Consider the following 12,883-nt stretch of genomic DNA (forward strand, 5'->3'; position numbering starts at 1 on the left):
CGGGTACTTCTTCGGGGCGGCCATGGCCTCGGGTCCTCTCATGAGACCCATCTGAACCGCTGTCACCATCCTCCGCATCCCGGGGGAACCTCAGTGCGGCCAAGTAGCGAGTCCCGTGGCCGACAACCGTGTCCGGTCACAAGTCCCGTGTCGCGCCCAGCAGATCCGAAAACTCTATTGCGCAATTTTCCCTTCGGATCTACCGTGAAGCCATGCCCCAGCACCCCAAGCCCGAGCGGATCACCGACCTCTCCCGCCTGAAGGCGTTCACCAACCCGCTGCGCATGCAGCTCTACCGCCTGCTCTACGTCGCGGGCACCGCCACCGCCTCCCAGCTCGCCGAGCAGGTCGACCAGGCGCCGTCCCTGGTCAGCTACCACCTGCGCAAGCTCGCCGAGCACGGCTTCGTGACCGAAGCGGGCGCGCGGAGCGCCGACGGGCGGGAGCGGTGGTGGCAGGTGACGTCCGAGGAGGGCTGGGGTTACCGCGAGTCGGAGCTCGCCGGTACTCCCGAGGGCGCGGCCGCCGTCGGCGTGGTCAGCCGCGTCCTGGTCGACAGCCGCGCCGCGCAGTACCGCGCGTACCTGGACCAGGGCGCCGCCTGGGGCAAGGAGTGGACCGACGCGGCCTTCAGCGCCGAGTGGCTGCTCGACCTCACCCCGGCCGAACTCTCCGAAATGAGCGACGAACTCGAAGCACTGGCCCGGCGCTGGCGCAAGCGCGGCAAAGCCGCCAAGGCCGCCGGCGACACCGAGGGCCGCGAGCACGTGTCCGTCCACCTGTACGGCTTTCCGTTCCGCCCCTGACGCGGACGTCCGTTTCCGTCACCGACCTGCTGGAGTCCGCCATGGCCACCGTGGAGACAGCACCGCCGATACGCCCCGACACCGTCGCCCACCGCGACGCCAATGTGCTGCGCTGGCTCACCGCCTACACCGCCTCCCTGATCGGCGACGGCGTGTACTTCCTCGCCCTCGGCTGGTCCGCCCAGAAGGCCGCCGGGCCCACCGAGGTCGGCCTGGTGATGGCCGCCGGGGCGCTGCCACGGGCGGCGCTGATGCTCGGCGGAGGTGTCGTCGCCGACCGGCTCGACCCCCGCCGGGTGATCCTCGGCAGCGACACCCTGCGCTGCCTCCTGATCCTCTCCGTCGCCGCCGCCATCGCCCTGACCACGCCCGCGCTCTGGCTGCTGGTCGTGGTGGCCCTGGTGTTCGGGGCCGTGGACGCCCTGTTCGTCCCGGCCGTCGGCGCCCTGCCGCCTCGGATCACCGGCCCGGATCAGCTCGCCCGGGTCACCGGCCTGCGCTCCCTGGCGATGCGTCTGAGCCAGATCGCCGGCCCGCCGATCGGCGGCCTGGCCATGGGCCTCGGCGGCCCGGCGGCCGCCTTCACCGTCGCAGGCCTGCTCTTCGCCCTGTCCCTGCCACTGCTGCTGACGGTACGGATCCACCCGCTCGAAGCGTCGTCCGAGCAGCCCCGGCCGGGCCGAAGCACCGCCCGCGCCGAGCTGCTGGACGGGCTGCGCTACATCCGCCGCCACCGACTGATCGGCCCGCTGGTGGCCGCCGGAGCGGTCTGCGAGCTCGGCCTCACCGGCATCCTCAACGTCGGCATGGTGCTCCTCAACGCCGAACGCGGCTGGGGCCCGTCCGGCTACGGCTGGATCGTCGCCTGCTTCGGCGCCGGGGCGGCCGCCAGCGCCGCCCTGCTCGCCATCGCCGGCTGGCTGCCCCGGGCGGGCCTGACCATGGTCGCGACGCTGCTGGCCGGTAGTGCGGGCGCGGCCGCCATGGCGCTGGTTCCGAGCCTGTGGGCAGCCGCCCTGCTGGCGGCGCTGGTCGGGCTGAGCGCGGGCGTCTTCGGCAGCCTGGACAGCACCCTCATCCAGACCACCGCCGATCCCGCCTACCTCGGCCGGGTCACCTCCGTCGTGATGCTCACCATGGTCGGCCTCGCGCCGCTCAGTTACCCGCTGGTGGGCGCCGCCATCGACGCCTGGGGCGCGGCCCCGGTGTTCATCGGCTGCGGCGGCCTCTCCTGCCTGGGAGCGGTCTTCGCCTTCGCCTCGAAGGCGGTCCGGCAGGCGGAACTGCCCCGGCGGTAGAGTCCACGCCCGTGGGGGAGGAACTCGACGCGATCGACCGGGCGGGGCTCGGCCACAACTACGGCTCCGCCACGGACGTCCCGGGCCTGCTGCGGCACTGCGCGGGCCCCGACCGGGAGAACTCGACGCAGGCCGCCGGCTGGCACGGCTCCGTCGACGACGAGACCATCCGCGCGGCCGTCACCGCCCTGGTCACGGCCCCAGCACCCCCGGCCGACCCCCGCACCGACCCCCGGACCAACCCGTAACAGGCGTCCGGCGAAAAAAATCCGGTCCGAATCCGTCCGCCGTGTCGATCCGCGAGATCGCCGTTCGACCTGGGACTGAGAGGGTCGGGAGACGACCCCCGATCAAGGAGAAGGAGAGCAACGATGGCGAAGTACATGCTGATCATGCGGGGCACGGACGAGTCCCTGGCGAAGATGATGGAGACGCCCTTCGAGGAGATGCTCGAAACCATCGGCCGCTTCAACGACGAGCTGATCCGGGCCGGCGTGCTCGTCGCCGCCGAGGGCCTGGACGACCCGTCCCAGGGCGTGGTGGTCGACTACAGCGGTGAGACCCCGGTGGTCACCGACGGGCCGTACGGTGAGACGAAGGAGCTGTTCGGCGGCTTCTACGTGCTCGACGTCGCTTCGAAGGAGGAGGCCGTCGAGTGGGCCAAGCGGCTCCCGGCGATCCCCGGCTCGAAGTGCGAGATCCGGCGCGTGCCGGGCATCGACGAGTTCCCGCAGGACAACGAGTGGATCGTCAAGGAGCGGGCGTGGCGCGAGCGGACCGGCCAGCTGTGACATTCCAGGCTCCCGACGGCCCGCCGATCGCCGAGTCGGCGCGGCGGGCCGTCGAGGCCGTCTGGCGGATCGAGTCGGCGCGGATCGTCGGTGCGCTGGCCCGCTACACGGGCGACTTCGCGCTCGCCGAGGACATCGCGCAGGAGGCGTTGGCGGAGGCGCTCGTCACCTGGTCGCGCGACGGCGCGCCGGCCAGTCCGGTGGGCTGGCTGCTGGCGACCGCCCGGCGGCGGGCCATCGACACCTTCCGCCGCAAGTCGGCACTGGACGAGCGGTACGCCGCGCTCGCCGGACAGCTGGCGGACGGCGAGTTCAGCTCGGGCGCGGCGGCCGCGCCCGAGCGGCCGGACGACCTGCCGTGGGATCCCGACCGGGTCGACGACGACGTCCTCGCCCTCATGTTCACCGCCTGCCACCCGGTGCTGTCGCCCGAGGCCCGGGTGGCGCTCACGCTGCGCGTGGTGGGCGGCCTGTCCAGCGAGGAGATCGCCCGGGCGTTCCTGGTGCCGACTCCGACCGTCCAGGCCCGGATCACCCGGGCGAAGAAGACCATCGCCGCCGCCCACGTGCCGTTCGAGCTGCCGCAGCCCGAGGAACGGAGCGAGCGGCTCGGCGCCGTCCTGAGCGTCCTGTACGTGATCTTCACGGAGGGCTCGACGGCGACCAGCGGCGACCACCTGCTGCGCCCCGATCTCGCCTACGAGGCCGTCCGGTTGGCCCGGATGCTGGCCGCCCTGCTGCCCGCCGAGCCGGAGGTGCACGGGCAGCTCGCGCTGTTCGAGCTCACCGCGGCGCGCTTCCCGGCACGGACCGGGCCGGACGGCGAGGCGGTGCTCCTGGAGGACCAGGACCGGCGGCTGTGGGACCGGTCGGCGATCCGTCGCGGCCTGGCCGCACTCGGCCGGGCCTCGGCCGTCGGACGGGGCCTCGGTCCGTACGGTCTGCAGGCCGCGATTGCCGCCTGCCACGCGACGGCGCCCTCGGTGCGGGAGACCGACTGGGAGCGGATCGTGCTCCTCTACGAGGCGCTCGGCCGGGTGGCCCCGTCCCCCGTGGTCGAGCTCAACCGGGCCGTGGCCGTCGCGATGGCGAGCGGACCGCAGGAGGCGCTGGCCATGGTCGACGACCTGCTCGCCTCCGGCCGCCTGTCGGGCTCGCACCTGCTCCCGGGCGTGCGCGGCGAACTGCTGGCCCGCCTCGGCCGCACCGCCGAGGCCCGGGCCGAGCTGGAGCTCGCCGCCCGGCTGTGCCGCAACGCCCGCGAGCGGTCGGTGCTGCTACGCAAGGCGGCCGCATTGGCCTGACGCCCGCCCGGCGGCTCCGGCGGCACGTGCCCGCGCGCACCCGAACTCCCGGGCCACCCGCGTCGAATTGGCCCGCGACACCCCATCTCCCACCCACTACCCTCGGGCTGACAATCGATCAACGGAGAAGCCCCATGCACCCCGCACTCGCCGCCGATCTCGACCAGTTGCCCGCCCTCCTGGAGGAGACCCGGCAGCGGGCCGTCGCCTTCCTCGCCGGCCTCGACGGCCCGGTGATCCCGCAGCAGTCGGACCGGCCGACGCCGGCGCAGCCGCTGCACGAGGACGCCGAGGGTCTGCGGGCGGCGCTGGCGGAGTTCGGCGAGCGCTGGCAGCCGCGGCTGTCGGCCAGTGCCGGGCCGCGCTACTTCGGCTTCGTCACCGGCGGTACGACCCCGGCCGCGCTGGCGGGCGACTGGCTGACCTCCACCGCCGACCAGAACTCCAACTCCTCGCTGGACCCGGCCGGTCAGCACCTGGAACGGGAGACGGTCGGCTGGCTGCGCGAGCTCTTCGGCCTCTCCCCCGCGCACAGCGGCACCTTCGTCAGCGGCGCAACCATGTCCAACACCGTCGGCCTGGCGGTCGCCCGGGAGTGGCTGGGCGAGCGGCTCGGCGTGGACGTGGCCGAGGACGGGGTCGCCGCCCTCGGCCGGGTGCCGGTGCTGTCGGGCAGCGCGCACTCCAGCGTGTCCAAGGCGCTGAGCGTTCTCGGCCTGGGCCGCCGGGCGCTGACCACCGTGCCCACCCTGCCCGGCCGCGAGGCCGTGGACGTGGCGGCACTGGAGGGCGCCCTCGCCGAGGCCGGCGGCCCGTGCATCGTGGTGGCCAACGCGGGCACGGTGAACACCGTCGACTTCGACGACCTGCGCGCGATCGCCGGCCTGCGCGAGCGGTACGACTTCTGGCTGCACGTGGACGCCGCCTTCGGCGCCTTCGCCGCTCTCTCCCCGGAACACGCCGAGCTGACGGCCGGGCTGGACCTGGCCGACTCGGTCTGCGTGGACCTGCACAAGTGGCTCAACGTGCCCTACGACAGTGCCGTGCAGTTCACCCGCCGCCGCGACCTTCAGGCGAGGGTCTTCCAGAACGCCGCCGCCTACCTCGGTCCGATCGGCGAGCACCCCGACCTGGTCCACCTCACCCCGGAGAACTCGCACCGACTGCGCGCCCTGGCCGCCTGGTTCACCCTGCGCGCCTACGGCCGGGCCGGCCAGCGGGAGATCGTGGAGCGCTGCGTCACCGGCGCCCGCGCACTCGGCGAGGCCGTCAACGCGACCGACGGCCTGCGGCTGCTCGCCCCGGTCCGCCTCAACGTCGTCTGCTTCACCCTTGCCGCCGACCCCACCCCCGAACGCCTCGCCGCCCTCGCCGCCGAACTCTCCGACGAGGCCTTCCTGACCCCCACCCGCTACGCCGGCCGGCCCGCCCTGCGCGCGGCGTTCAGCAACTGGCGCACCACGGACCGGGACGTCCGCCGCACCGCGGCCGCGCTCGCGGACGCGGTGCGGAAGCTGGCGTCGAACCGACCTGCAACGGACTCCACGTCAGCTTCTCGGCCGTGAGCGGCTGAGCTTGCGGGTGGTGTCCAATCCGGTGACGGGTGGCGCGCTTCGGCACACCTACTCGCTGTCCGGCGGGTTCCCCACCCGCACCGATACGGTTCCGTGCAGGACGCGTCCCGCCCTCTGTTCCTGTTCGAACCGCCGGGTGAACACGTCCAGGCGTACCTCGGGCGCCAACTCGATCAGGCCGGGCGGCCAGGTGTCCGGCGGTACGAGGATCACCACGGCGGCACTCCTGCCCCGGGCCGCTGCCAGCCAACCTGGCGACGTCTCGACGCGGGTGTCCGGCTCCCACATCTGGCGCCCGCCGACCAGCACCAGGCGCTTCACCCGGCCCTCGCCGACCTCGACGACTCCGCTCGTGTCCGGAGGCGCACCCGCCGCGAGCGTGAAGCCGCTGTCGAGCGCTGCTTCCACCAGGTCCGTATAGAGGTCCGCACCAACCTCCACGATCAGTTCCGCGAACGGCGGCCCCTGCGCCGCCTCGCGCACCACCAGCGCCCACACCATCGGAGCCTGAGCCCGGCCGTTGTCCGTTTCGTCAGCCACACCCGTTCAACGAGCCACGGTCACCAACCGCTCTGATCCCGCCGGGATCGACCGCGCCGCCCATGCCCAGCCGGCGGGCCAGCGCGTCCTCACCGGCCGGGGTCAGGTGCAGCGCGCGGGTGTGGGGTGCCCGGGTGATCCATCCGGCGGTGGTGAAGGCGTTGAACAGGTCCGCGCCGAGACGCCCCGCCAGGTGGTGCCGTTGCTCGGTCCAGTCCAGGCAGAAGCGCAGCAGCGGACGCCGCTGGTCGTCCGTGAGGTGGCTCTCCGGTACTCCGAGGCCGGTCAGCACCGGTATCGCGGCCGGGCCGAGCCGGTAGGGGTGCTCCGCGTTCTCCGTCTGCAGTGTCCCGCCCGCGGGGACCAGCGCGCCGCTGTTCAGCAGGGCCTCGGTGATGGCGACCCCGAGCCGTCCGGCGGCGTGGTCGTAGCAGAGGCGCGCTCGGCGCAGCGCCTCATTGCGGTTGCTGGCGCGCAGCGTTCGCGCCACCGGCTGGGCCGGGGCGAGCGCGGCCAGACTCTCCATCAGCTCGGCGATCCGCCGGTCGGCGAGTTCGTAGTAGCGGTTGCGTCCCGACGGCCGGACGGCGATCAGCCCGGCCCGGCTGAGCCGGTTCAGCTGGGTACTGGCGGCCTGGGGGGTGACGCCCGCGTGCTCGGCCAGCGCGCTCGCCGGCAGGCTGTGGCCTCCGGCGAGCGCCATCAGGATGCGGGCGCGGGTGCCGTTGGCGAACAGGCTCGCCACACGGGCGATGTCCGGTTCGCCGGTGCGCGTGGGTGAGGTCATGCGGTCATTGTCGCCCGGGTCCGCTTCCACCGGCGTGGAAGTGAATCGCTGTCAGCGTCGGGGCATGAACGAGAAAGTCCTGGCCATTCCATTGCCCTCGATCTCGGGTACCCGGCTGTGGCGACGCGTGCTGGTCGCGACCGGTGTCAGCTATGTCATCGTCCTGCTGGACGCGTCGATCGTGAACGTCGCGTTGAACGGCATCTCCGACAGCATCGGCATCGGCATCGACGGGCTGCAATGGGTGGTGAACTCCTACACGCTCGCGTTCGCCGCTCTGCTGTTGACCGGTGGCACCCTCGCGGACCGCTGGGGCGCCCGCCGGGCCTACCTGGCGGGTCTGCTGCTGTTCACCGTGGCGTCCGCCAGCTGCGGCCTGGCGGCCGGCCTGCCGGTGCTGGCCGCCGGGCGTGCGGTGCAGGGCGTCGGCGCGGCGGTCCTCGTCCCGGCCGCCCTCAAACTGATCGACCAGGCCCATCCGGAGCCCGAGCTGCGGGCCAGGGCGATCGGGATCTGGATGTCGCTCGGCGCAGTCGCGATGGCCGCGGGACCCCTGATCGGCGGCAGCCTGATCTCCTGGCTCGGCTGGCGCAGCGTCTTCTTCGTCAACGTGCCCATCGGACTCGCCGGGGTGTGGCCGGCGCTCAGCGTCGCGCAACGGCCGGCCCGGTCGCTGCCTCAGCGTCTGGACCTTCCCGGACAGGTGAGCGCGGTCGTCGCGCTCGGTGTGCCGATCACCGTCCTCATCCAGGGCCGCTACTGGAGCGCGCCGCTGGTGTGGACGGCGCTGGCGGTGTCCGCCGCGGCCGCGGCGGCCTTCCTCGTCGCCGAGGTCCGCAGCCCGCACCCGATGCTCCCGCTGTCGCTGTTCCGTGGCCGCGTCTTCGCGGCCTCCACGGTGGTCTCCGCGACCTCGGCGCTGGTCTTCTACGGCCTGCTGTTCGTCTGCGGCCTCTACTTCCAGCAGGTCCGCGGTTACTCGCCGGTCCGGGCCGGACTGGCGCTGCTGCCGCTGACCGCGACCGTCGCCGTCGGCGGCTTCGGATCCGCTCGGGTGGCGCGGCTGCTCGGTTCGCGCTGGTCGATGTGCGCGGCCTTCGGCGCCTACGCGTTCGGGGCGCTGGGGCTGCTCGGCGCCACCCGTACCTCGTCGTACTGGCTGGCGCTCGCGCCCATGGTGGTGATCGGACTGGCCGGCGGATTCATCTCCCCGGCAGCCACCGCACCGGCCCTGGGCGCCGTCGACAAGGCCCGCGTGGGCATCGCCGCGGCCGCGCTCAACACCGCCCGGCAGTCCGGATCGGCGGTTGGCGTCGCCGCCTTCGGCACACTCGTCACCACCGTCCACCCCTTCTCCAGTGGACTGCACGCCGTCCTCTACCTGATCGCCCTCGCCTCCGCGGCCGCCGCGGCCGTATGGGCGTACTCCTGTCGGCCAACCGCACAGGCCCCCCGTCTGACGGCGAGCCGCTGACCGGGTGCGCCGGATGCGACCGCGACGCGCTGCTGTCCGCCGTCGCCGCGCAGGGCTACCGCGAACTCGCCGAACACCTCGCCGCCGCACACCCCGCCCCGCGGACACCCGAGGACCTGGCCGCCGTCGCCGCCGCCTACGTCCGCTTCGCGGTCGGGCGGCCCGCGCTGTTCCGCGTGATGTTCGCCGAACCCTGCGACCCCGCGGACGCCGAACGGGTCGCGGCGGCCGCCGCGATGTGGGACTACGTCGGCGCGATCGTCCGCGACACCTTCCCCGGAACCGACCGAGAGGCGATGTCCACCGCCGTGTGGGCACTGGTCCACGGCCTCGCCTTCCTCCACCTCGACGGAAAGCTCGACCCCACCGACCCCACCGCAACGGACGACCGCGTCCGGACGGCAGTGCGGACGCTGCTGGACACCACCCGACCCCACCCCGCCGCGGAACCGAACCGGTAAGCCAGTCGACCCTCGCCCGAACCCCCAACCGCACACACGGCAGGGTGCTCCGAGGGCCTGTGGATCTCCGGACACACCCCTGCGGGGCGGCGCTCGGGTCGGCCTGTCAGCGGCGGGTGAAGCGGGTGGTGAGGGTGACGGTGGTGAGGCCCTTGATCATTCCGGCCTTGTTCCAGCCCATGCCGAAGTCGTTACGGTCAATGGCGACCTCGCCGCTGAGGGTCACGTCGTCCGGGCCGACGGCGGTGGCGCGGGCGGTGAAGGTGAGCGGGCGGGTCGTGCCGAGCACGGTGAGGCGGCCGGTGACCTTGGCGGCTCCGGCGCCGTCGGCGACGACGCCAGTGGCGGCGAAGGTGAACGTCGGATACCTCTCGACGTCGAAGAAGTCCGCGGAGCGCAGGTGGGTGTCGAGCTTGGCCTGCTTGCTGAGGATCGACGCGGCCTCGATGGTCAGCGTGCCGTGCGCGGACCCGTCGGGGCCGATCTCACCTTCGCCGCTGAGCCTGGTGAAGGCGGCCCTGATCGTGGCCAGCCCCCACATCGACTTGTGCTTGATCTCCACTGATGACTTGGCCGCGTCCAGGACCCAGGGACCGGCGCTCAGGTCGGACAGTCCGGTGGAGGGCTGAGCGGGGTTGGTGATGTGACTCGTCATGGCAATCGCCTTACGGTGGAGCAGGGAGTGAGCTTTCGTACGTAGCTATTGATAACACAGGTACTTACTTTTTTGCAGCTGCGACAGATGGCGAAGGCGCCGACCACCACCAAGGTGGTCGGCGCCTTCTGCCTCGACGCGGTGTCCTCCGACCCAGACGTGCCCGGCGACCCGAGCCCGCTCACCGGCTGCGGGATCGACGCCACCGAGCCGGTCACCCACCCCTGGCAGCCCAGCAGGCCCGCCCAGGTCACCGGCGACAGGCCTCCCGCACATCCGGCCCCACCAGTTCCCCAGCCCAGTCCCCCATCGCCACGAACCGAGTCTGGCCCCACCGCACTCGGTGGGGCCAGACTCCAGCGTCTTCATCGGACTTCCAGCGGGCGGCGGGCGGCGGGCGGCGGGCGGCGGGCGGCGGGCGGCGGGCGGCGGGCAGCGGGCAGCGGGCGGCGGGCAGCCGTACCCCCGTGGCGGTCGCCCGCCGCCGTACCGGTCCTACGGGTGGTACACGACCTCCGGGAAGGAAGCCGGTGGGATGCTCGTTGCGGAGCCGCCGGCTCGACTACCTACGGCCGGACCAGTGTCAGGCGGAACGGACCGCCGTTGGCTGCGGCGTGGGCGACGGCCTCGTTGGCGTCGGCCAGGGCGAACTCGGTGATGTCGAAGGCGTCCAGCCCCAGCAGTCCGGACCGGATCAGCTGGATCAGCCGGCCGTTCGCCTCGCGCGGGTACATGAACTGGCCGCGGACGGTGATGTTGTGGCGCATGACCCACGAGTAGTTCAGCGGCAGATCGCCGCCGACGCCGCCCATGAGGACGATGCGGCCACCGTCGCGCACGGTCATGGCCGCCGCCCGCACCGCCGCCGTCCCGGCCGCCGGGGAGAGCAGGTCGAGGACACAGTCGATCGGCCCCGGGGCCGCCTGCCGCATCCGCTCGCGGTCCGTCTCCTCGTCCCCGGTCAGCTGAACCGCACGCACCCGCGACCCGAACCGGTTCGTCAGTTCCTTGAGCGCGGCCTCGTTGCGCCCCGGCGCGACCACGCAGGCCGCCCCCATCGCCAGCGCCACCGCAACGGCCGCGCTGCCGAAGTGCCCGGTGGCCCCGCTGACCAGAATCGTCTCGCCTGCCTGCAGGTTGGCGGCGAGCAGTCCGCCGTACGGCACCAGCAGCACCCCGAGCGAGCACCATTTCGCGGCGTCCGCCGGGTCGACCGCCCCGAGCGGGATCGCGTTCTCGGTCGGGATCATCATCTGCTCGGCGAGCGCGCCGTTCCGGAAGTGTCGCTGCAACCGCAACCCGCCGTCGCTGAGCGCGGTCAGCCCCTGCAGGATGACATCGGGAGCCGGTGAGTCATCCCGCGACCGCACCGTGGGGTCGCAGAACACCCAGTCACCGACGGCAAGTTGGGTGGCATCAGGCCCAACTGCCCGCACCCGACCGATCGCCCCGCTCCCGGGCACCACCGGAAGGTCCAGCAGGTACCCCCGCTCACCGCTGAACACCTCCCCCGCATACGGCAGCATCCTCGCCGCCACCACGTCGACGACGACCTCCCCCGTGCCCAGGACGGGATCCGGCACCTCCTCGACGGCCAGCGGGGATCCGAACTCCTTTAACAGCGCGGCCTTCATCGGTTGTCTCCCTCGTTGAGTTTGCCGACCGGCCGAGCCCGCGTCCTCGTGCCCGTCGGCAGCGGGGGCCGGCGGCGGTGTCAGTCCTGCTGCGGCGCGATGGTCAGTTGACTTGATGCGCGGGCCAGCAGGTCGATCAGCAGGGCGCGTTCCTCGGGGCTGAATCCGTCGGCGATCCGTCGTTCGATGGCGACGGCCTTGGCGTCGGCCTCCGCGAGCAGTCCGCGTCCGTCCTGGGTGAGTCGCACCTCTACCACCTTGCGGTGCCAGGGGTGCGGCTGGCGGACGATCAGGCCCTTCGCCTCCAGGTTGGCGAGCACGGTGGCGATGGTCTGCGGGGTGACCAGGCAGGCGCGGGCGAGCGCGGCGGCGGAGAGCCCCGGCTGGTCGTCGAGCATGTACAGCGCGACGTACTGCGGAACCGTGAGCCCGAGCGGCCGGAGCGCCGCGTGCTTGGCCGCCATCAGCTCCTGCTCCACCCGCTTGATGTGCAGCCCGAGGCGTTCCGTGACCGGCATCTCCATGAAGGTGATCGTACGCCACCAGCTCGCACTCTGGCTTATGACAGAGTCCTGATAGATGACAGACCTCTGTTATCTTTGCTCGCATCGCTCAGCCACTCACTCATGGAGGCACCCCTTGTCCAGCCGTGAACCGCTTGATCACGTCGTCGCCGGGTCCGGCCCGGGCCTGGTCCTGATCCATGGCACCGGCGCTGACGCGACCTCGAACTGGGGAGCCCTCATCGATGCGATGCGCGACCGGTACACCGTCGTCGCCCCGAACCTGCCCGGCGCCGGCGCCACCCCCGTCGACCGCGCACCGATCGACCTGGACTCACTCGCAGACCGGGTCGTCGCCACCGCCCAGGTCGCCGGACTGGAACGGTTCCACCTGGTCGGCCACTCGGTGGGTTCCGTCGTCGCCACGGCCGTGGCCGCCCGCCATCCCGCTGCCGTGACCTCACTCGTCCTGCACGCCGGATGGGTCAGGACGAGCCCGCGCGAGGCGTTCATGTTCGAGCTGTGGGCGCGCCTGCTGCGTACCGACCCGGCCCTACTGGCCCACCAGTTGATCCTCACCGCGATGGGGCCCGGTCTCCTCGGCGCCCTCGACGACGCGCAGTTCGCCGAAATGGCCGCGGGTTTCACGGCCATGCTCGATGAGCGCATCCTCGGGCAGATAGAACTCGACACCCGGATCGACCTGCGTGACGCGGTGGGCCGGGTCACCGCGCCGACACTCGTGGTGGCGAGCGCCGACGATCAGATCATCCCGCCCCACCATCAACGCGAACTGGCCGCCGCCATCCACCAGGCCGACTACCTCCAGGTCCCCGGCGGCCACGGCCTGCCGTTCGAGGACCCGGCGCGGTTCTTCTCGATCATCACCGAGTACGTGGACAAGTGCCAGGCACAGGGCCAGGCCTGAGCAACGCGTCGAGTCGTTCCGCCGGGGAGCGCACCAACGCCGCTGCGTTTAGCGTCGTGGGCGAGTTGCAAGCCCGTCTTCCATGATCTTGACCTCGGTATGGAGGGTGTAGTTCTGGGCGGTGGCGG

The 12,883-nt window shown here is 72.5% G+C and carries 14 protein-coding genes; 9 read left to right on the top strand and 5 right to left on the bottom strand.

What is annotated here, in order from left to right; all coding sequences use genetic code 11:
* Window positions 1–212 precede the first annotated feature (212 nt).
* The 6 genes from ACGF12_RS37110 (at window position 213) to ACGF12_RS37135 (ending at window position 5,764) form a co-directional block, all read left to right on the top strand.
* Window positions 213–806 (top strand): ArsR/SmtB family transcription factor, encoded by a 594-nt coding sequence (locus ACGF12_RS37110; protein ID WP_393040583.1) that lies wholly within the window; start codon window positions 213–215, stop codon window positions 804–806.
* Window positions 807–847: 41 nt separating this feature from the next.
* Entirely contained in the window at window positions 848–2,104 is a 1,257-nt protein-coding gene (locus ACGF12_RS37115; protein WP_393040586.1) for an MFS transporter, read from the top strand.
* Between the two features lie 11 nt (window positions 2,105–2,115).
* Window positions 2,116–2,352 carry a hypothetical protein gene (locus ACGF12_RS37120; protein WP_393040589.1) on the top strand — a complete coding sequence of 79 codons (237 nt, stop codon included), beginning with the start codon at window positions 2,116–2,118 and terminating at the stop codon, window positions 2,350–2,352.
* Between the two features lie 123 nt (window positions 2,353–2,475).
* Window positions 2,476–2,895, top strand: a complete 420-nt coding sequence (locus ACGF12_RS37125) for a YciI family protein (RefSeq protein ID WP_393040592.1) — start codon at window positions 2,476–2,478, stop codon at window positions 2,893–2,895.
* A complete protein-coding gene (locus tag ACGF12_RS37130) occupies window positions 2,868–4,199 on the top strand; it encodes an RNA polymerase sigma factor (RefSeq protein ID WP_393040595.1) in 1,332 nt (443 codons plus the stop codon). Before ACGF12_RS37125 ends, ACGF12_RS37130 begins: the two co-directional genes overlap by 28 nt.
* Before the next feature lie 134 nt (window positions 4,200–4,333).
* Window positions 4,334–5,764, top strand: coding sequence for a pyridoxal phosphate-dependent decarboxylase family protein (locus ACGF12_RS37135; RefSeq protein ID WP_393040598.1), 1,431 nt, complete (start codon window positions 4,334–4,336; stop codon window positions 5,762–5,764).
* Window positions 5,765–5,821: 57 nt separating this feature from the next.
* Here ACGF12_RS37135 and ACGF12_RS37140 read toward each other — a convergent pair whose 3' ends face one another.
* Entirely contained in the window at window positions 5,822–6,274 is a 453-nt protein-coding gene (locus ACGF12_RS37140; protein WP_393040601.1) for a hypothetical protein, read from the bottom strand.
* Between the two features lie 31 nt (window positions 6,275–6,305).
* Window positions 6,306–7,100 carry an ArsR/SmtB family transcription factor gene (locus ACGF12_RS37145; RefSeq protein ID WP_393040604.1) on the bottom strand — a complete coding sequence of 265 codons (795 nt, stop codon included), beginning with the start codon at window positions 7,098–7,100 and terminating at the stop codon, window positions 6,306–6,308.
* Window positions 7,101–7,164: 64 nt separating this feature from the next.
* Here ACGF12_RS37145 and ACGF12_RS37150 point away from each other — a divergent pair, with 64 nt between their 5' ends.
* Both ACGF12_RS37150 and ACGF12_RS37155 read left to right on the top strand, forming a co-directional pair.
* Window positions 7,165–8,574: an MFS transporter gene (locus tag ACGF12_RS37150; protein ID WP_393040607.1), complete on the top strand. Its 1,410-nt coding sequence runs from the start codon at window positions 7,165–7,167 to the stop codon at window positions 8,572–8,574.
* Entirely contained in the window at window positions 8,517–9,035 is a 519-nt protein-coding gene (locus ACGF12_RS37155; protein ID WP_393040610.1) for a TetR-like C-terminal domain-containing protein, read from the top strand. The genes ACGF12_RS37150 and ACGF12_RS37155 overlap by 58 nt, the downstream gene beginning before the upstream one ends.
* Window positions 9,036–9,141: 106 nt before the next feature.
* Here ACGF12_RS37155 and ACGF12_RS37160 read toward each other — a convergent pair whose 3' ends face one another.
* From ACGF12_RS37160 to ACGF12_RS37170, 3 genes are all read right to left on the bottom strand, one after another.
* Window positions 9,142–9,690, bottom strand: a complete 549-nt coding sequence (locus tag ACGF12_RS37160; RefSeq protein ID WP_393040613.1) for a YceI family protein — start codon at window positions 9,688–9,690, stop codon at window positions 9,142–9,144.
* 566 nt (window positions 9,691–10,256) lie between these two features.
* The gene (locus tag ACGF12_RS37165; protein ID WP_393040616.1) at window positions 10,257–11,324 is read right to left on the bottom strand and encodes a zinc-binding dehydrogenase; all 1,068 of its coding nucleotides are present in this window, start codon (window positions 11,322–11,324) and stop codon (window positions 10,257–10,259) included.
* 80 nt (window positions 11,325–11,404) lie between these two features.
* Window positions 11,405–11,848 (bottom strand): MarR family winged helix-turn-helix transcriptional regulator, encoded by a 444-nt coding sequence (locus ACGF12_RS37170; protein ID WP_393040619.1) that lies wholly within the window; start codon window positions 11,846–11,848, stop codon window positions 11,405–11,407.
* A gap of 115 nt (window positions 11,849–11,963) precedes the next feature.
* Between ACGF12_RS37170 and ACGF12_RS37175 the strand changes: the two genes are divergently transcribed.
* A complete protein-coding gene (locus tag ACGF12_RS37175; protein WP_393040622.1) occupies window positions 11,964–12,755 on the top strand; it encodes an alpha/beta fold hydrolase in 792 nt (263 codons plus the stop codon).
* The last annotated feature ends 128 nt before the right edge of the window (window positions 12,756–12,883 follow it).

Source organism: Kitasatospora sp. NPDC048296 (assembly GCF_043201815.1).
Taxonomy (GTDB): Bacteria; Actinomycetota; Actinomycetes; order Streptomycetales; family Streptomycetaceae; genus Kitasatospora.